Origin of the sequence: Microbacterium sp. PRF11 (genome assembly GCF_031844085.1) — a bacterium.
In the GTDB taxonomy this organism is placed as follows: domain Bacteria; phylum Actinomycetota; class Actinomycetes; order Actinomycetales; family Microbacteriaceae; genus Microbacterium.
Genome location: NZ_JAUZUP010000006.1, coordinates 55,235 through 73,327, shown reverse-complemented (window position 1 = coordinate 73,327; position 18,093 = coordinate 55,235). Strand labels below are relative to the sequence as shown.

General features: G+C 69.0%; 17 protein-coding genes and 1 pseudogene. 17 read left to right on the top strand and 1 reads right to left on the bottom strand.

Translation table 11 applies throughout. The features are described from left to right. The first annotated feature begins 169 nt into the window (after positions 1-169). Positions 170-1,471 (top strand): DUF6379 domain-containing protein, encoded by a 1,302-nt coding sequence (locus tag Q9R20_RS15290; protein ID WP_311250143.1) that lies wholly within the window; start codon positions 170-172, stop codon positions 1,469-1,471. Between the two features lie 8 nt (positions 1,472-1,479). Next, on the top strand, positions 1,480-2,958 hold the full coding sequence (locus tag Q9R20_RS15285) for a DUF6379 domain-containing protein (RefSeq protein WP_311250141.1): 1,479 nt from the start codon (positions 1,480-1,482) through the stop codon (positions 2,956-2,958). Positions 2,959-2,986: 28 nt separating this feature from the next. Here Q9R20_RS15285 and Q9R20_RS15280 read toward each other — a convergent pair whose 3' ends face one another. After that, on the bottom strand, positions 2,987-3,925 hold the full coding sequence (locus Q9R20_RS15280; protein ID WP_311250209.1) for a LysR family transcriptional regulator: 939 nt from the start codon (positions 3,923-3,925) through the stop codon (positions 2,987-2,989). Between the two features lie 215 nt (positions 3,926-4,140). Here Q9R20_RS15280 and Q9R20_RS15275 point away from each other — a divergent pair, with 215 nt between their 5' ends. The 15 genes and pseudogenes from Q9R20_RS15275 to Q9R20_RS15995 all read left to right on the top strand — a co-directional run bounded on the left by Q9R20_RS15275 (position 4,141) and on the right by Q9R20_RS15995 (position 18,019). After that, on the top strand, positions 4,141-5,430 hold the full coding sequence (locus Q9R20_RS15275) for an extracellular solute-binding protein (RefSeq protein ID WP_311250140.1): 1,290 nt from the start codon (positions 4,141-4,143) through the stop codon (positions 5,428-5,430). Positions 5,431-5,505: 75 nt separating this feature from the next. Further along, the gene (locus Q9R20_RS15270) at positions 5,506-6,480 is read left to right on the top strand and encodes a sugar ABC transporter permease (protein WP_311250139.1); all 975 of its coding nucleotides are present in this window, start codon (positions 5,506-5,508) and stop codon (positions 6,478-6,480) included. Between the two features lies 1 nt (position 6,481). After that, positions 6,482-7,318 carry a carbohydrate ABC transporter permease gene (locus Q9R20_RS15265; protein WP_311250138.1) on the top strand — a complete coding sequence of 279 codons (837 nt, stop codon included), beginning with the start codon at positions 6,482-6,484 and terminating at the stop codon, positions 7,316-7,318. A 77-nt stretch (positions 7,319-7,395) separates the two neighbouring features. Then, complete coding sequence (locus Q9R20_RS15260) at positions 7,396-8,190, top strand: TIM barrel protein (RefSeq protein WP_311250137.1); 795 nt, start codon at positions 7,396-7,398, stop codon at positions 8,188-8,190. Further along, positions 8,187-9,734 carry a GMC oxidoreductase gene (locus Q9R20_RS15255; protein ID WP_311250136.1) on the top strand — a complete coding sequence of 516 codons (1,548 nt, stop codon included), beginning with the start codon at positions 8,187-8,189 and terminating at the stop codon, positions 9,732-9,734. The genes Q9R20_RS15260 and Q9R20_RS15255 overlap by 4 nt, the downstream gene beginning before the upstream one ends. An 88-nt stretch (positions 9,735-9,822) precedes the next feature. Next, entirely contained in the window at positions 9,823-10,230 is a 408-nt protein-coding gene (locus Q9R20_RS15250; protein ID WP_311250135.1) for a DUF6379 domain-containing protein, read from the top strand. Next, positions 10,227-11,327: a TIM barrel protein gene (locus Q9R20_RS15245; RefSeq protein ID WP_311250134.1), complete on the top strand. Its 1,101-nt coding sequence runs from the start codon at positions 10,227-10,229 to the stop codon at positions 11,325-11,327. Before Q9R20_RS15250 ends, Q9R20_RS15245 begins: the two co-directional genes overlap by 4 nt. A gap of 110 nt (positions 11,328-11,437) precedes the next feature. Then, a complete protein-coding gene (locus Q9R20_RS15240) occupies positions 11,438-12,478 on the top strand; it encodes a TIM barrel protein (protein ID WP_311250133.1) in 1,041 nt (346 codons plus the stop codon). Between the two features lie 26 nt (positions 12,479-12,504). Beyond that, entirely contained in the window at positions 12,505-13,287 is a 783-nt protein-coding gene (locus Q9R20_RS15235) for a nuclear transport factor 2 family protein (RefSeq protein ID WP_295826839.1), read from the top strand. 12 nt (positions 13,288-13,299) lie between these two features. Next, a complete protein-coding gene (locus tag Q9R20_RS15230; protein ID WP_311250132.1) occupies positions 13,300-13,716 on the top strand; it encodes a DUF6379 domain-containing protein in 417 nt (138 codons plus the stop codon). Next, a complete protein-coding gene (locus Q9R20_RS15225) occupies positions 13,713-14,921 on the top strand; it encodes a Gfo/Idh/MocA family oxidoreductase (RefSeq protein ID WP_311250131.1) in 1,209 nt (402 codons plus the stop codon). Before Q9R20_RS15230 ends, Q9R20_RS15225 begins: the two co-directional genes overlap by 4 nt. A gap of 11 nt (positions 14,922-14,932) precedes the next feature. Further along, on the top strand, positions 14,933-15,937 hold the full coding sequence (locus tag Q9R20_RS15220; RefSeq protein ID WP_311250130.1) for a sugar phosphate isomerase/epimerase: 1,005 nt from the start codon (positions 14,933-14,935) through the stop codon (positions 15,935-15,937). A gap of 2 nt (positions 15,938-15,939) precedes the next feature. Further along, on the top strand, positions 15,940-16,812 hold the full coding sequence (locus Q9R20_RS15215; protein ID WP_311250129.1) for a ThuA domain-containing protein: 873 nt from the start codon (positions 15,940-15,942) through the stop codon (positions 16,810-16,812). A gap of 221 nt (positions 16,813-17,033) precedes the next feature. Further along, positions 17,034-17,336: pseudogene (locus Q9R20_RS16000) on the top strand (Gfo/Idh/MocA family protein); the annotation flags it as partial. Beyond that, entirely contained in the window at positions 17,267-18,019 is a 753-nt protein-coding gene (locus tag Q9R20_RS15995) for a Gfo/Idh/MocA family oxidoreductase (RefSeq protein ID WP_396653701.1), read from the top strand. The pseudogene Q9R20_RS16000 and the gene Q9R20_RS15995, both read left to right, overlap by 70 nt. Positions 18,020-18,093 lie beyond the last annotated feature (74 nt).

Sequence of the window (18,093 nt, the reverse complement as noted above, 5' to 3'; positions counted from 1 at the left end):
AGGACTGAATCCGAATGTCGGTTCGGATTCGGACGGTACCCGCGGCCTGGATCGCGCCGCAAGCGATCCGCGCCCGCGGCTCGCTGATGCGCGGCATCACATCCCCTTATGTCTGTTTGCAACAAAAGTCGGGTAGCGTCGACGGCATCCCATCACAGAAGGAGCGACGATGCTTCTCGAAAGAGACCTCATCCAGTCCGTCGGATTCCGCAACGTCCGTGAGAACGGCGAGATCACCGGTTTCCAGTTCCGCGTCCGGATGCCGTCGTACCGCGGCATGGCCGCTTCGCTCATCGACGGCATCGGGGTGAGCATCCCCGGTCTGGTCGACGTCGCGCCCGACGTGCCGCTGTGGACCCTTCAGGGGCAGCAGTACACGCTCGCCGAGCTGTGGGACGGCGACGGCGTGCGCTGGCCGCTCGAGGACGCCGCGATCATCACGGTTCCGCTTCCCGGCGGCCTTCCCGACGGCGTGCACGAGCTCTCGATCGAGCTGCGCCTGCGCATGTCGTACATCCCGCAGGAGCACCAGCCGAGCACCTACCGCGTGACCAAACACGTGACCCTCGCGCCCGAGGCATCCGGTGCCCCCTTCCGCTACGGCGTCTCGCTGTACAGCTACATGAGCGACTACGGCACGGTCATGGACCTCGAGACGGCCATGGCCTCGATCGCCGACCTCGGCGCGACGGGTCTCGAGATCCTCGGCGAGGCGCACGTGCCGAACTACCCGACCCCCTCGGACGAGTGGGTCGAGCAGTGGTTCGCTCTGCTGGAGAAGTACGGCCTCGAGCCGACCAACATGGGCTCGTGGATCGACACGCGTCTGCACTCCAGCGGCCCGAACGGTCGCGACATGACGGTCGAAGAGGGTGCTGCGGCTCTGCAGCGCGACCTGCGGCTCGCCAAGCGCCTCGGCTTCCGCTTCGTGCGACCCAAGATCGGCGTCGTCTCGAGCGACCTCATCCCGCACCCGATCTGGACCGAGGTCGTGGAGGCATCCCTCCCGCTCGCGGAGGAGCTCGACGTCGTCATCTGCCCCGAGATCCACTCGCCGACCCCGATCAAGCACGAGGTCGTCGACGACTACATCGCGCTCATCCGCCGCACCGGCACGAAGCACTTCGGCCTGCTGCTGGACACCGGGATCTTCCAGGACCGCCCGATCCCGCTCAAGCCCGGCGAGCTGCCCGGCCAGCGCCCGGCGTTCCTCGACGGCATCCACGTCGACCCGAACGACGTGTTCGACGTCATCGACAACGTGGTCTTCATCCAGGCGAAGTTCCACGACATCGACGAGGAGCTCGACGACAAGCAGATCCCGTGGGAGCCGGTGCTCAAGGCCCTCAAGGACGCGGGCTACACGGGCTACCTCTCCAGCGAGTACGAGGGCGAGCGTGAACCGTGGCGCTCGATCGAGCAGGTGCGCCGTCAGCACTCGCTGATCCGTCAGATCGCCGACCGGCTCTGAGGAACGCCGTGCCGAACGGACTCATCCACGACGACAGCCTGCGCACGCACCCCGACGGGCTCGCGCTGCGCCTGACGATCCCCTGGTACCGCAGCCTCTGGCTCTCGTCGGTGACGACCCTCGCCCTCGCCGTCGACGGGGAGGAGGTGGATGCCGACGACCTCCGCGTCGAGTTCGGTGACACCTCCTACCGGCTCGACGAGCTGCCGGAGCAGAGCGAACGGCTCTGGTTCCTGCAGGAGCACCCGCTCCTCGTCGCGCGCCGCTCCACGCCGGTCGCCCTCGGCGAGACCCACGACGTCGTGCTGCACGGCGAGCTGCGCCTGCCGTACATGCAGATCGCGCCCGGGGCCGACGGCGGCCCGGGGATGTACGTGCCGAACGTCGTGCATGACGTGAAGAGCCTCACGGTCGTCGATGCGGATGCCGCGCCCCCGGCGCTCGTGTCCGAGGTGGCGCCCCCGCCGCCGGCCGCCGACGGCGACCCCTTCCAGCTCGGGCTCACGCTCTACTCCGCCAGCGCCGAGTTCCGCGCGGGGTACTACGACTTCGACGGGCTGCTCGACCGCGTCGCGGAGCTCGGGATCGGTCCGGGCATCGAGATCGTGGCATCCCAGGTGCTGCCGACCTACCCTCGGGTCAGCGACGAGTTCGAGCGCACCTGGCGCGCGGCGTTCGACCGTCACGGCTTCGTCGCGAGCTCGTTCGGAGCGAATCTCGACATGGGGCGCCGGCGCGACCGCGACATGACGCCCGACGAGGAGTTCGCCTTCTCGACGCTCATGTTCGAGGGGGCGAAGAAGCTCGGCTTCCCGCTCGTGCGCATCCAGAGCGCCAAGCCCGAGCTGCTGCGCCGGCTGCTGCCGATCGCCGAAGACCTCGAGCTGAAGCTCGCGTACGAGATCCACGCGCCGATGGGCCCGAACGCCGAGCCGATCCTCCGCGTGCGCGAGACGTACGCCGAACTCGACTCACCGCTGCTCGGGTTCGTCGCCGACTTCTCCTCGACCATGCACGCGATGTCGCCGACCCTGTTGCGGGCGGTGCGCCGGGCGGGCCTCGACGACGCAGCCGTCGCGAAGCTCCAGGAGATCTGGGCGACGGATGCCACGATGCAGGCGCGTCAGCAGGAGTTCCTCGGGTACCTCCGCGGTCGCGACTTCGACCCGGGCCGCCTGGGCTCCTTCGCGCACCTCGCCTTCAACATGCACGGGCACGTCGATCCCCGCGAATGGGCCGACATCATGCCGCAGATCCTGCACGTACACGCGAAGTTCTACGACATTGACGACAGCGGCCAGGAGCCCGCGATCGACTATCCCGAACTCGTGCGCGTGTTCGTCGAGGGCGGGTACCGCGGCTTCTGGTCGAGCGAGTGGGAGGGCCACGCCTTCGCCGAGCTCGGCGAGGTCGACCCGCTGTTGCTCGTGCGGCGCCAGCACGACCTCATTCGCGCGTCGATGCGGGCGGTGACGGCGGCGGTCTGACCCGGGGCGGTGGGGGCGGCGACCCGGGTCAGACCGGGGCGTGGCCGGCGGCGATCCGCCGGCCCGCCTCGGCGAACAACCCGCGCATCCATTCGTGCTCGGGGTCACGGCTGTGCGAGGGATGCCACCAGAGGGCACTGACGAGGGGGCTCGCGGCGAACGGCAGCGGAACCACCCGCAGGCCGCCGATGCGCAGCAGGTGCGGGGCGAGGGCGGATTGCACGAGTCCCACGCGGCGCGTGCCGCTGACGAAGTGCCCGACGGAGAGGAAGCTCTCCAGGACGACCTCGATGCGCGGCTCCACGCCCAGCTGCTGCATCTGCCGCGCGGCCGAGGTGAAGGCCGATCGTGACTGGAAGGTGAGCACCCACGGGAGTTCCGCGAGGTTGTCCATCGACAGGGCTTCGCCCACGTCGTCGTTGTCGTCGGAGACCACGGCGAACCAGTCGTCCTGCCACAGGTCGATGTGGGGCAGCTCCGAGACCGGCCCGTGCGGGATGACCATCCCGTCGGCCGAGCGCAGCCGCGTGGCGGCATCCTCGACGATGCCCGGGTTGTGCAGCATGAACCGGAAGCGCACCCCGGGCGCCCGCTCTTCGGCGAGCTGCGAGACGATCGTTCCCACGGTGACGAAGCCGTAGTCCGACCCGTAGATCGAGAATTCGCGCGTCGACTCGGCGGGCGACCAGGAGGCCTGGCTCTCGAAGACCCGGCGCGCGGCCTCGAGCGCCGTGCTGGTGTGCTCGGTCAGGCGGATCGCGAACGGCGTGAGCTCGTAGGTGTTCCCCCGGCGCGCGAGGATCTGGTCGTCGAAATGGGTGCGCAGTCGCGAGAGGGAAGCGCTGAGCGCCGGCTGACTCAGGTGCAGGCGCTCGGCCGCGCGCGTGACGCTGCGCTCGGTCAGGAGCGCGTCGAGCGCCACCAGGAGGTTGAGGTCGAGGCGCGACAACGTCGCGTGGTCGGTCACCACTGCGTGATCCTCCGCTCGGGAAAGCTGTGGCGGAAGTGTATCAACGACATCTATGGCACGCCTAGGGCGCATTCTCGTGGGCGATGGTCCCGGGCCTTATGTACCGCATCGCGAAGACTTATGTGCTTTTTCTGCACATGCCGCGGATACTGAGAAACACAGCACAGGCGCTCCACCGAAGGGTCGCCGACAACGTCGTCAGAAAGGCTGCCATGACTCAGCATCGCCGCATTCCGCGGATCGCAGGTCTTCTCGCTCTTCCCGCCACGGCCGCGCTCGTCCTCGCCGGATGCTCCGGTTCCGGCTCGGGTGACGCCGGGGGTGACGCCAACTCGTTCACCTTCACCTACGCCACCTCCAACAACCTCGAGAGCCCGTACGAGACGCTCGCCAAGGAGTACATGGAGCAGCACTCCGGCGTCACCATCACCACCAACCCGACCCCGAACGACAAGTACGGCGAGACCATCCGTACGCAGCTGCAGGCCGGCAACGCCTCCGACGTCATCCAGACCACGCCCGGTTCGGGCGACGCCCGCAGCATTCTGCCGCTCGCGGAGGCCGGCTTCCTCGAGCCCCTCGGCGACACCGCGCAGGGGCTCATCATTCCCGGCAGCGAGAGCGTGTACACCGTCGACGGCAAGGTGTACGGCCAGCCGCTGGACTTCACCATCGGATCGGTCGTGGCCAGCCTCGGCACGCTGAAGATGAAGGGACTCACCGAGTTCCCGAAGACGATGAGCGAACTCGACGCCGCCTGCTCGGCGCTGCAGGGCCAGGGCGCCTCGTTGCTCGCCCTCGCCGGGGCCGCCGGCCCCAATGTCGGTCTCACGCTGCAGGCCATCTCCGCCACTCGCGTCTACGCCGAGACGCCCGACTGGAACGAACAGCGCGCCGACGGCCAGGTCACCTTCGCCGACAGCCAGGGGTGGAAGGACACGATGCAGACCTTCGTCGACCTGAAGGACGCCGGCTGCTTCCAGCCGGGCGCGGAGGGCGGCGGTTTCGACGCCATCACCAACGGTCTCGCGCAGGGCCAGTCGGTGGGCAGCTTCATCCCCTCGGGGGCCGCCGTCGAGATCGCCCAGGCCGCCCCGGCCGAGGCCGAGTTCGCCGTCGAGCCGTTCCCCGCCGAGAACGGGGGCGAGCAGATGGTGCTCGGTTCGTCGAACTACACGATGTCCATCAACGCGAAGGCCAAGAACAAGGCCGGCGCGCAGGACTTCCTCGAGTGGCTCGCCGAGCCCGCCCAGCAGCAGCGCTACTACGAGCTCTCCGGCGAGCTGCCGGTCTCGGCCTTCGACACCCTCGACCTCACGGGCACCATCTACGAGCCGGTCGCCGACCTGCTCAAGGAGAAGAAGTACACGCCGCTGCCGAACAACATCTGGCCCAACCCCTCGGTCTACGAGGCGCTGCAGGTCGGCGGTCAGGGTCTGCTGACCGGTCAGACGAGCATCGACCAGGCCCTGCAGGCCATGGACGCCGCCTGGGGCAACTGAGTGCATCCGCCGCCCGGGCCCCTGGACCCGGGCGGCGGAGCCGCACCCCCCCCCATCGAGGATGACGAGGACGTGATGAGCACCACCTTCCGAGCCGGCGAAGTCGCCGCCACCGAGACCGAGCGTGTGGTCCTGCCCCGCCGCGGTGACCGCCGCCGGTCCGCGCCCCGCCCGCGACGCACGGGCCTGCTGAAGTTCGGCTACTGGTGGTGGGCTCTGCCCGGCATCCTGTTCGTCATCGGCATCCACTACGTCGCCACCAGCGTCGGCGGGTTCTTCGCGTTCACCAACTGGACCGGTATCGGGGCGTTCGAGCTCATCGGTCTCGACAACTTCGTCCGCATCTTCCAGGACCCCACGAAGCTCGGGGCGCTGTGGAACACGCTGTTCCTCGCCTTCGGCTCGGTGATCCTCAGCAACATTCTGGGCCTGGCGTTCGCGCTCGGGCTGAACCGGGGGCTGAAGACCCGGTACGTGCTCCGCACCCTCTTCTTCATGCCGGTGGTGCTGAGTCCGCTCGCCACCTCTTACATCTGGAAGTTCATCTTCGACTACAACGGCCCGCTGAACCTGTTGCTGCGCGGCATGGGGCTCGACTCGGTCGCCCGAGCCTGGATCGCGGATCCGACCTGGGCCATCTGGACGATCCTCGTCGTGCTCGTCTGGCAGAACATCGGCTTCGCGATGGTCATCTACATGGCAGGCCTGGCGGCCGTACCTGTGGAGATCGAGGAGGCCGCCGCGATCGACGGAGCGAACCTCTGGCAGCGTTTCTGGCACGTCACTCTGCCCTCGATCCGTCCGGCCGTCGCAATCGCGACCACACTGGGGCTGGTCAACGGTCTGCGCGTGTTCGACCAGATCATGGCCCTCACCGGGGGAGGGCCCGCCGCCGCGACCGAGACGCTCGCGACGCAGGTGTACAAGCAGTCCTTCGCCCTGGGCAACTTCGGCTACGGCGCCGCTCTCGCGCTGCTGCTGACCCTCATCATCCTGGCCTTCGCCGTCGTGCAGCAGCGCGTCACCAGCGGCCGCTCCGAGGAGAACTGACATGTTCCGCTACACGAAGCTCACCGCCCTGCGCGAGTTCGGATTCTGGCTGATCGCCCTCGCCTTCCTCCTGCCGTTCTACTTCCTCATCACCACGGCGCTGAAGAGCGACCGGGAGGTCATCACCTCCTCGACCCTCGCCCCTCCGGCGGCACCCGACTTCGGCAACTTCGTCGAGGTGCTCACCGCCACCGGCAACTCCAACGTCGTGATGGGCCTGGTCAACTCCATCGTGATCACCGCCGGCAGCATCGTGTTGATGGTCCTGCTCGGCTCGCTGACCGGGTACGTCATCGCCCGCAGCACCCGCCGGTGGAGCCGCGTGGTCTACTACCTGTTCCTCGTCGCGATCGTGCTCCCGACCCAGCTCGGCACGGTTCCGCTGTACATCGGCGCCCGATCGCTGGGCCTGACCGGCTCCGCGTGGGGCATGATCATCCTCTACACCGGGATGCTCCTGCCCCTGGCGATCTTCCTCTACGCCGGTTTCTTCCGGGGCCTCGGCACGGAGTACGAAGAGGCCGCGACCATCGACGGTGCGACGCGGACGCAGATCTTCTTCCGGATCGTGCTCCCGCTCATGTCCCCGGCCACGGGGACGGTGGCGATTCTGGCGGGACTGATCGTCTGGAACGACTTCTTCACCTCGCTGATCTTCCTCGGCGGCTCCGCCCAGCAGACCCTCCCGGTCGCCATGTACTACTACATCGGCTCCCTCGTCTCGGCCTGGAACAAGATCTTCGCGATCGTCATCGTCTCGATGATCCCCATCCTCGCCTTCTACCTCTTCGCGCAGAAGCGCTTCATCCAGGGCTTCGCCGGAGGCCTCAAGGGCTGAGGCCCCCGATCGATGGATGCCGGAGCGACCGGCATCCTGCTCCGCCCTGCCCGCACGACCCTCGAAAGGACACCGACGTGTACCAACTCGCCCCCAACATCGAGCTCCTCTTCACCGAGGCCGGCGACTACCAGGACCGCGTCCGCGCCGCCGCTGCGGCCGGTTTCGACGCCGTCGAGATGTGGGGTCCGACCGGCGTCGACGCGCCGGCCACCCCGAAGGACCTGCCCGCGCTGAAGGCGGCGCTCGAGGAGACCGGCGTGCAGCTCACCGCGCAACTGGCCGAGCCCCGCACGCAGTTCATGATCCCGCCGTGGGACCACTCGGAGTTCTTCCGCAAGCTCGACGAGGGTGTCGACATCGCGCGCGACCTCGGCTGCCCACGCATCGTCGTCGGCAGCGGCACGGGCTTCGGCGGGTGGAAGCGTCAGGTGCAGCTCGACAAGCTCGTCGAGATCTACCGGAAGGCGATCGCGCAGATCGAGGGATCGGGCGTGGGTCTCGTGCTCGAGCCGGTCAACGTCCGCGTCGACCACCCCGGCTCTCTTTTGGACCGCACCGCGGAGGGCGTGTACGTCGCGCGCGGCGTGGACTCACCGCAGTTCGGCGTGCTGTACGACATCTACCATTCGGCCGTCGAGGGCGAGGACATGGAGGCCGAGCTGGCGAACGCCGGCGACCTCATCCACTACGTGCAGCTCGCCGACGCCCCCGGGCGCGGCGAGCCCGGCACCGGTGACCTCGACTGGTCGGAGCGTTTCCGCCTCCTGCGCGACAGCGGCTACGACGGGCCGGTCGGCCTGGAGTACTACCCGACCACCGCGTCGGAGGCCTCGGTCGCGCACGTCGTCGAGATCGCGCGCGCAGCATGAGCGGGCGGCGGTATCCGGAGGCGGTCGACGTCGTCATCGTCGGCAGCGGCCCCACGGGCGCGGCCTACGCGCGCGTCCTGTCGGAGCGCGCCCCCGGCGCGACGATCGCGATGCTCGAGGTGGGACCGACGGTGTCGGACCCGCCGGGCGCGCACGTGAAGAACATCGCCGACCCCGCCGAGCGCGCTCGCGCGCAGGTCGCGTCCGAGGGCCCGGGGGAGCGGGGCGAGAAGGTCGCGAGCCCCGGCGCGGCCCGGGCCGGTGTGCGCGGCGCGCGCCCCGGCACGTTCCTCCTCGAGGACGGCTACGCGTTCGAGGGAGAGGACGGCCTGCCGGTCGTGGCGATGTCCAGCAACGTCGGCGGCATGGCGGCGCACTGGACCGGCGCGTGCCCGCGCCCGAACGACAGCGAGCGCATCGCCTTCCTCGACGACCTCGACGAACTGCTCGACGAGGGCGACCGGCTGCTGGGCGTCACGCGGAACGCCTTCGACTCGGCGCCGTTCGGAGCGATCGTGCGCGAACGCCTGTCGGCCGCGGTCGACGAGGGCCGCGTCGATGAGACCAAGGTGCAGCGGATGCCGCTCGCCGTGCACCGCCGCGACGACGGGCGCCTGGTCTGGTCGGGCTCGGACGTCGTCCTCGGCGAGGCGACACGGGAGAATCCCGGGTTCTCTCTGTTCGACGAGTCCCTCGCGACGCGCGTGATCGTGGAGGGCGGCCGTGCGGCCGGCGTGATCGTGCGCGATCTGCGGACGGGCGAGGAGCACCGGATCGCGGCGCGCTTCGTCGTCGTCGCGGCCGATGCGCTGCGGACGCCGCAGCTGCTGTGGGCGTCGGGCGTGCGCCCGGAGGCGCTGGGGCGGTATCTGAACGATCAGGCGCAGGTGGTCTTCGCCTCGCGCCTGCGCGACATGCCGCCGCTGGCGGAGGACGCCCCGACGGCCGGGCTCGCGGAGTACAGCGGCGTCAGCTGGGTGCCGTTCACCGACGACATGCCCTTCCACGGCCAGATCATGCAGCTCGATGCCTCGCCCGTTCCGCTCGCCGAGGACGACCCGGTCGTCCCGGGGTCGATCGTGGGCCTGGGCCTGTTCTGCGCGAAGGATCTGCGGGCCGACGACCGCGTCGTCTTCGACGACGAGCACGTCGACGGGTACGGGATGCCGGCTCCCCGCATCCGCTACCGGCTCACCGCCCGTGATCACGAGGTGGTGGAGCGGGCCCGGCAGGAGATCGTGCGTCTGGCCGAGGCGATCGGCGATCCGGTCGGCGACCGCCCGTTCACCCTGCCGCTCGGCTCGTCCCTGCACTACCAGGGCTCGACGCGCATGGGTCTCGTGGACGACGGCACGAGCGTGTGCGATGTCGACAGCGAGGTCTGGGGTGTCCCGGATCTGTTCGTCGCGGGCAATGGCGTCATCCCGACGGCCACCGCGTGCAACCCCACGGTGACCTCCGTCGCCCTGGCGGTGCGAGGCGCGCGCAAGATCGCCGGCATCCTCGCGCGTGAACGATCGGGCGCTGTCTCGGCATCCTTCTGATCCTTGCTTATGCAGAAATCAGACATTAGACTGTAGGAATCAAGACAAAGTGGTCTGCGACTCCGGTCGCACCGACGAGGAGGTCCCGGTGATCCCGGATCGCATCATCGAGCAGGGAACGCTCACCGCCGCGGGCGGGCGGGCGTCGGTGGAGGTGCGCCTGCCCTGGTACCGGGCGCTGCCGGCATCCTGCATCTCGGGCGCGAAGCTGGCCGTCGACGGGGTCGAGGCGCCGACCGACTCTCTGCGATGGCAGATGAACGGCGAGGAGTTCACCTTCGCCGACATGAAGACGAACACCGAGCAGTGGTGGTTCCCCACCGATTCGGCCGTGCTCTCGGGAGAGCTGGCGATGGATGCCGGGGAGCACGAGGTCCGCGTCAATCTCGAGCTCTTCATCCCCTACATCATCATCGCCGACGACCAGGTGCTGCACATCGAGGAGCACGACAGCAAGACGATGACCGCCCGCCAGGTCGAGGAGGCCCGCGCATGACCGAGCTCGGCACGCCCATTCAGGGCGTCACGCTCTACAGCTTCACCCGCGCGTTCCACGGCCGCGAGTACGACCTCGACCAGCTGATCCGCAAGACCGCGGCCGAGGGCTTCGGCCCGGGGCTCGAGATCATCGGGTTCTCGAGCTTCCGCGGCTTCCCCGAGATCGACGACCACTTCGCGGGGCGCTTCTCCGACCTCGTCGACGAGGTGGGTCTCGTACGCACCTCGCTCGCCGTCAACGCCGACATCGGCCTGCGCCCCGACAAGCTCATGGACCAGGACGAACTCCTGGCGTACATGCGCAAGCAGATCGCCGCCGCGGCGAAGCTCGGCTTCCCCATCGCACGCGTGCAGATCTCCATCACGCCCGACTCGATGGAGGCCCTCGCCCCCATCGCCGAGGAGTACGGCGTCACGCTCGCCCTCGAGGTGCACGCCGACCAGTACGCGTCGCACCCGAGGATCCTCGCGCTGCGGGACCGCTACGAGAAGGTCGGCTCGCCCTTCCTCGGCTTCACGATGGACTGGGGTGCCACCGTCAGCGGCTTCGCGCCCTCGCTCATCGAGGCCTACCGTCGCCGAGGGGCCTCGGAGGAACTGCTCTCGGCCGTCGTCGCGCTGTGGGACGAGTACTACGAGCAGGGCCCTCCCGCCGACCAGGCCGAGCACGGCCAGCGCTTCGGCCGCTTCATCGGCCTCGGGCACCAGCACGGCCGGCCCGACCTCGGCATCGACTTCGGCATCAACGGCACCGGGCTGTTCGGCCCGGCGCGCGTGGACGACTGGCTCGAGATCATGCCCTGGGTGAAGCACGTGCACGGGAAGTTCTTCGGCATCGACGAGAACGGCGACGAGCCCTCGGTGCCCGTCGCCGACCTCATCACCCTGCTGGTCGAGAACGGCTACAGCGGCGCCGTCTCGAGCGAGTACGAGGGCTGGCACTGGAACCACTGGCAGAGCCCCTTCGAGATCATCCGCGGCGAGCAGGCCATTCAGCGCACCGCGGCCGAGGCCGCCGACTCCCGGATGATCACGGATGCCGCCGAGGCCCGCCACGCCCTCGACAACCATCTCGCGCACGCGGTGCGCGCCTGAGCCTTCGACAGGCTCAGGGACCCCCTCGACAGCTCGCGGACCTCGGCCGAGGTGGATGAGCCCGTCGAAGCCACCGTGACCACCGCCCTCGGACAGACCCAAGGATCGACATGACAGACGAAACCGGCATCGCCGGCACGGGCATCAAGCTCGGCACCACGCTCTACTCGATGACGAGCGAGTTCGCCGCGGGGCAGTACACCCCCGAGACCCTGATCAAGGAGGTGCACGACCAGGGGATCGGCCCGGGCGTCGAGTTCAACTTCGCCCAGCTGCTGCGCTCCTACCCCGACGTGGACACCGATTTCGTCACGCTCTGGTTCGACTCGCTCGAGAAGTACGGTCTCGAAGCCAGCGGCGTGGGCACGAACCTCGACATGGGTCGGCGCAAGGACCGCGACATGACCCCCGACGAGGAGCACGACTTCTTCGCCCGTCAACTGAAGTCGGCGCACACGCTCGGCTTCTCGACGGTCGTCATCCGCTCGGCCGGCAAAGAGCTGCTGCGCCGTCTGCTGCCCCTCGCCGAGAAGTACGACCAGAGACTCGCGTACGAGATCCACGCGCCCTCGGGGCCGAACGATCCCAAGGTGCTCGAGATCCGCGAGGTCTACGACGAACTCGGGAGCGACCGCCTCGGCTTCACCGCCGACTTCTCGTCGACCATGCACTCCCTCTCGCCGACGCTGCTGCGCACGCTCGGGCAGATGGGCATGGACGAGAAGCACTTCCCGGTCATGGACGAGATCTGGCGCGAGCCCGCGCCCATGCACGTGCGCAACCAGAGATTCGAGGACTACCTCACGGGCGAGGGCGTCGACCCGCTGCGCTTCGGTCCGTTCACGCGTCTGGCGTTCAACATGCACGGTCTCGTGCCGCCGGAGGAGTGGCTCGACATCATGCCGCAGATCTTCCACGTGCACGCGAAGTTCTACGACATCGGCGTCGACGGCGAAGAACCGGCCATGGACATCCCCCGTATCGTCACGCAGTTCGTCGACGGGGGATACGAGGGCTACCTCTCCAGCGAGTGGGAGGGTCACGCCTTCAGCGACCTCGGCGAGAGCGACCCCATCGATCTCGTCAAGAAGCAGCACGCGCTCATGCGCACAGCCATCGAGAACACCGTCGCGGCGCGTCAGCCCGCGTGATCCACCACCACAACGAAGGAATGACCATGTCGAACACCACCACCGAGGCATCCGTCTCCGACCTCGTCGCCGAGGTCACCCGCCTGCGCGAGCAGGTCGAGGCCGCCCACGCCCTCGCGCAGCGCGCCGAGGACCGCGGGCAGGTCGAGAACCTCTTCAACCGCTACATGTACCTGCACAACGCCTTCGAGGACGAGCAGATCATCCCGCTGTGGGTGAAGGAGGGCACCGAGGGCATCCGCGCGCGCTACACCAACGCCGGTCAGTACACGACCTGGCAGAGCGTCACCGACTACCACCGCGGGCGTCCCCACCCCGAGGGGAAGCTCATCCTGCACGCCACCAACACCCCGGTGATCGAGGTCGCCGGCGACGGCAAGACGGCCACGGGCGTGTGGATGATGGCCGGCACCGAATCCGGTCTGACCGACCCGAAGGTCGCCGAGGAGTTCCCCGACATGTACTCGCCCGAGGAGGTGCTCGGCAAGAAGGTCTGGGCCCACTGGGTGTGGTGCAAGTACGCGATCGACTTCCTGAAGCAGGACGGCGAGTGGAAGTTCTGGAAGTTCCGCTGCTACGAGCTCGCCCGGGCGCCCTTCGAGGAGAACTGGGTCGCGTTCGGCCTGAAGAACCAGGGCGCGTTCGACCTCGACCTCATGTACTTCGGCGACGACGGCAAGCCCGTCTTCATGCCGAAGGCCGACGAGCCGGTTCCCTCCACGAACCACCCCTACAGCCCCGAGACCACGCAGAAGCTCGAGCCCGCGCCGCCGGTCGCGCACCAGACCTTCTCCGACAACTACGCCTGAGAGACAAGCCCCATGGCCACCCACAACTCGCTCTTCGCCGAGAAGGACGTCCGTCGCACCGACGACGGCCTCGCCGTTTCGGTGCAGCTGCCCTGGTACCGCAGCCTCTGGCTGTCTGCCGTCGACGACGTCGCCGCGACGGTGAACGGTGTCGCCGTGCCGAAGGACGACCTGCGGTTCTCGCTCGAGGGTCGCGAGTACCGCGTCGAGGAACTGCCCGAGCAGTCCGAGACGCTGTGGTTCGTGGCCGACCGGCCCGACGTCCTGATCCACCTCGACACCCCGCCCGCCGGCGGAGAGAAGGTGACCGTCGAGGTCGTGCTGACCATGCGGCTGCTGTACATGCAGATCATGCCGGGGGTCGACGGCGGCCCCGGGCGGTACGTCACGAACCGGGTTCCGGTCGAGCGAGAGCTGGTGCTGTCATGACCCTTCGACAGGCTCAGGGCCCCGCGCTGCGCGTCGCGATGATCGGCTACGGGTTCATGGGCGCCGCGCACTCCGTCGGCTGGCGCCAGGCGCCGCGGATGTTCGACCTGCCGCGCGCGGTCGAGATGACCGTGGTGGTGGGCCGGAACGTGGATGCCGTGGCATCCGCCGCCGAGAAGTGGGGCTGGGCCGAGTCGGCCACCGACTGGCGCGACGTCGTCGAACGTTCCGACATCGACATCGTCGACATCGTCACACCGGGGGAGTCGCACGCCGAGATCGCCATCGCGGCACTCGAAGCGGGCAAGCACGTGCTGTGCGAGAAGCCGCTGGCCAACACGGTCGCCGAGGCTGAGGCGATGGCCGAGGCCGCCGCGCGGGCCCGGGCCCGTGGCATCCGGTCGATGGTGGGCTTCACGTATCGTCGCGTCCCCGCCGTCACGTTGCTGCGCGACATGATCGCCGAGGGCGCCGTCGGGACGGTCCAGCAGGTGCGCGCGGCGTACCGCCAGGACTGGCTCGTCGACCCCGAGATGCCGCTCGCGTGGCGCCTGCAGAAGGAGCACGCCGGTTCGGGCGCGCTCGGCGACATCGGAGCGCACATCATCGACATGACCCAGTTCGTCACCGGCCTCGGCGTGGAGCGGGTGTCGGGCACGATCGACACGATCGTCGCCGAGCGTCCGCTGCCCGCGGACGGCTCGATGGGGCTCTCGAAGGGGGCCGGAGCGGGCGAGAAGGGCGCCGTGACGGTCGACGACGTCGCGATCTTCACCGGCCGTCTCGCGAACGGAGCGCTGGTGTCGTTCGAAGCGACGCGTTTCGCCACCGGCCGCAAGAACGCCCTCACCATCGAGGTGTCCGGTGACCGTGGCGCGCTCGCGTTCGACCTCGAAGACCTCAACAGCCTGCGCTTCTACGACCGCACGGCACCCGAGGGTCGCCAGGGCTTCACGCAGGTGCTCGTCACCGAGCCGCAGCACCCGTACGTCTCGGCGTGGTGGCCCGCGGGTCACATGCTCGGGTACGAGCACGGGTTCAGCCACCAAATCGTCGACCTGGTCGCCGCGATCGACGCGGGGACCGACCCTCACCCCTCCTTCGACGAGGGGCTCGCCGTGCAGCGCGTGCTCGACGCGGTCGAGCGCAGCTCTTCCGCCGAGGCGGCGTGGACCAGCGTCGCGGCCCCCGTTCCCGTCTCCTGAAAGGTCTCGTCATGGCTCGCCCTGTCACCCTGTTCACCGGCCAGTGGGCCGATCTGCCCTTCGAAGAGGTCGCGCGCCTCGCCGGCGAGTGGGGCTACGACGGCCTCGAGATCGCCTGTTGGGGCGACCACATCGACGTCTCCCGTTGGGACGACGCCGACTACGTGCAGTCCCGCCTCGACATCCTCGAGCGCAACGGCCTGAAGGTGTGGACGATCTCCAACCACCTCGTCGGCCAGGCCGTGTGCGACGACCCCATCGACGAGCGCCACCACGACATCGTTCCGCCGCGCGTGTGGGGAGACGGGGATGCCGAGGGCGTGCGGCAGCGCGCGGCCGAAGACCTGAAGAACACGGCGCGCTTCGCCGCGAAGCTCGGCGTGAAGACGGTCACCGGGTTCACCGGGTCGAGCATCTGGAAATACGTCGCGATGTTCCCGCCGGCCTCCGACGCCATGATCGAGCGAGGGTACGCGGACTTCGCCGCCCGCTGGCATCCGATCCTCGACGTGTTCGAGGAGGTGGGCGTGCGCTTCGCACTCGAGGTGCATCCCTCGGAGATCGCCTACGACTACTGGACCGCGAAGAAGACGCTCGAAGCCGTCGGCCACCGGGGGAGCTTCGGCTTCAACTTCGACCCCTCGCACTTCGTGTGGCAGCAGCTGGACTCGGTGGCGTTCGTGCTCGACTTCGCCGAGCACATCTTCCACGTGCACTGCAAGGAGTCGACCACCAACCTCGACGGGCGCAACGGCGTGCTCGGCTCCCACCTGTCGTGGGACAACCCGCGCCGCGGGTGGACGTTCGTCTCGACCGGTCACGGCGACGTTCCGTGGGAGCCGCTCTTCCGTGCGCTCAACGCGATCGGCTACGACGGCCCCACGAGCGTGGAGTGGGAAGACGCCGGCATGGACCGCCTCGTCGGCGGACCCGAAGCCCTCGCCTTCGTCCGCAAGCTCGGCGAGATCAGCCCGCCGCACCAGCTCTTCGACGCCGCCTTCTCGAACAAGGGATGACCATGACCGACGTCCTGAACGTGCTCATCCTCTCGGGTCACATGACCGTCGAGCACGACAACGCCCATCGCAGCTTCCGCCTGCACAACCAGTGGATCACCTCGCTGCTCGAGGACACCGGGCGCTTCACGGTCCGTGTCGTCGAAGACCCGCGGGGGCTGCCGGCGAGCGTGATCGACAGATACGACGTGCTCATCGTCGTCTTCGAGGGCCGCGACGGCTACCACGACATGGCGACCGGCTTCGGCGAGGAGACGGATGCCGCGATCATGCGCTTCGTGCACGACGAGGGCAAGGGGATCGTCTGGTTCCACGGTTCCGCCGCGCAGGAGGACCGCTGGGGTTACCCCGAGGAGTACAACGTCATGCGCGGCGCCAAGCTCAGCGCCTGGGAGACGGGCCTGCGCCCCCGCCCGTGGGGCGAGGCGCAGCTGCACACGGCCGAGCCGCGGCATCCGATCACCGAGGGCATCAACGCCACGTGGACCGTCACCGGCGACGACATCCTCGTCGGCGTGCAGATGTACGAGGGCGCTCAGGTGCTGCTGACGACCTTCGACGACCTCGAGGCCTACGAGAAGGCGCCGGTCTGGCCGATGTCGCACTACCCGGTGGACATCCCGCCGGAGGGCATCGCCGCCCTGCCGGGCATCAACACGGAGCAACCGCTCGCGTGGATCAACGAGTACGGCGCGGGTCGGTCGTTCACGATCACGATCGGCCACGACATCGACACGTTCCGCCGCATCGAGTTCATCCGCATGTTCCCGCGCGGCGTGGAGTGGGCCGCGACCGGCGAGGTCACGCTCACCGGCCCCGACCGCCGCGGGGACCGCCGCATCAACCCCTGGCCGTACTACAACGGCGAGGGGTGAGCTCGGGCGTCGTCGCGCCGGCGCCGTCGGGTGGTGTCGCGGTCGGCCGGGTTGGTCCGGCGCGCGAAGGCGCGGGCGGCGCGCGAGCGTAACGGTGGCCGGGGTTCCGCGCGTCGCTGGGGACCGCCGCACAGACACGCATAAACGCCATCCGTGCGTGTAAACGCGACGAGAGCGTGTTTATGGGCACGGATGGCGTTTATGCATGAGGGAGGACGGGCATGATCCGGATCGGGATCCTCGGGGCGGGCGGTATCGCGGAACGCGCGATGGTCGAGCCCGCGCGCGGCGTCGACGGGGTCGAGGTCGTGGCGATCGGCGCGCGCGACCCGGAGCGGGCGCGGGCGTTCGCCTCGCGGCTGGGGCTCGAGGCGTGGGGAGACTACGACGCGGTGCTGTCGGACCCGCGTGTCGACCTCGTGTATCTCGCGCTTCCGCCGATCGTGCACGCCGAGTGGGCGACGCGGGCGCTCGCCGCGGGCAAGCATGTGCTGTGCGAGAAGCCGCTGTCGGCCAACGGCACGACCGCCGAGCAGATCGCGGATGCAGCGGATGCCGCGGGCCGCCGCGCCTTCGTCGGCTTCCACTTCCGGCTGCACGCGTTCATCCGCGAGCTCCTCGACACGATCGGTTCGGGCGTGCTCGGCGACGTGAAGCTCGTCGAGATCGACTTCAGCATCCCGCACTTCGTCGTGCAGCGGGCAACATCCGCCTCGACGGCGATCTCGCCGGCGGCGCCGTGATGGATGTGGGCTGCTACGCCGTCGACCTGCTGCGCGCGGCCTTCGGCGAGCCCGAGGTCGTGTCGGCGACGGCGCAGACCTACGATGCGGATCCTCGGATCGACCTGCAGACCGACGCGGAGCTGCGTCTGCCGGGCGGGATTACCGCGCTCGTGCGCGCGTCGTTCCTGGGTGACGACAAGGGTGCGATGTGGGTGCGCGTCGACGGTGGTGACGCTTCTCTGCTCGCGACGAGCGTGATCGTCCCGCAGTGGGGAGCGACCCTCACGGTGACGGATGCCGAGGGCGCGCAGCTGCGAGACGTCACCGCCGAGCCGGGCGAGAACAGCTACGCGCGCCAGCTCGAACACGTGCGGGACGTGCTGGCCGACGGGTCGCCCAGCGTCCTCGACGCCCGTCGCGCCGTCGGGACGATGCGCGTGGTCGACGCGATCTACCGCACCGCGGGGTTACAGCCGCGCTGACGGCGTGTCGCCCCGGTGACGGGTGCGCGCCAACGCGTGAGGGGTCAGTCTCTGTCGCTTCCGAGCTCCGAAAG

Coding starts and splice junctions, on each gene's coding strand:
- Q9R20_RS15290 (WP_311250143.1), top strand. CDS start 170: ATGCTTCTCGAAAGAGACCTCATCCAGTCCGTCGGATTCCGCAACGTC.
- Q9R20_RS15275 (WP_311250140.1), top strand. CDS start 4,141: ATGACTCAGCATCGCCGCATTCCGCGGATCGCAGGTCTTCTCGCTCTT.
- Q9R20_RS15270 (WP_311250139.1), top strand. CDS start 5,506: ATGAGCACCACCTTCCGAGCCGGCGAAGTCGCCGCCACCGAGACCGAG.
- Q9R20_RS15265 (WP_311250138.1), top strand. CDS start 6,482: ATGTTCCGCTACACGAAGCTCACCGCCCTGCGCGAGTTCGGATTCTGG.
- Q9R20_RS15255 (WP_311250136.1), top strand. CDS start 8,187: ATGAGCGGGCGGCGGTATCCGGAGGCGGTCGACGTCGTCATCGTCGGC.
- Q9R20_RS15245 (WP_311250134.1), top strand. CDS start 10,227: ATGACCGAGCTCGGCACGCCCATTCAGGGCGTCACGCTCTACAGCTTC.
- Q9R20_RS15240 (WP_311250133.1), top strand. CDS start 11,438: ATGACAGACGAAACCGGCATCGCCGGCACGGGCATCAAGCTCGGCACC.
- Q9R20_RS15235 (WP_295826839.1), top strand. CDS start 12,505: ATGTCGAACACCACCACCGAGGCATCCGTCTCCGACCTCGTCGCCGAG.
- Q9R20_RS15230 (WP_311250132.1), top strand. CDS start 13,300: ATGGCCACCCACAACTCGCTCTTCGCCGAGAAGGACGTCCGTCGCACC.
- Q9R20_RS15225 (WP_311250131.1), top strand. CDS start 13,713: ATGACCCTTCGACAGGCTCAGGGCCCCGCGCTGCGCGTCGCGATGATC.
- Q9R20_RS15220 (WP_311250130.1), top strand. CDS start 14,933: ATGGCTCGCCCTGTCACCCTGTTCACCGGCCAGTGGGCCGATCTGCCC.
- Q9R20_RS15215 (WP_311250129.1), top strand. CDS start 15,940: ATGACCGACGTCCTGAACGTGCTCATCCTCTCGGGTCACATGACCGTC.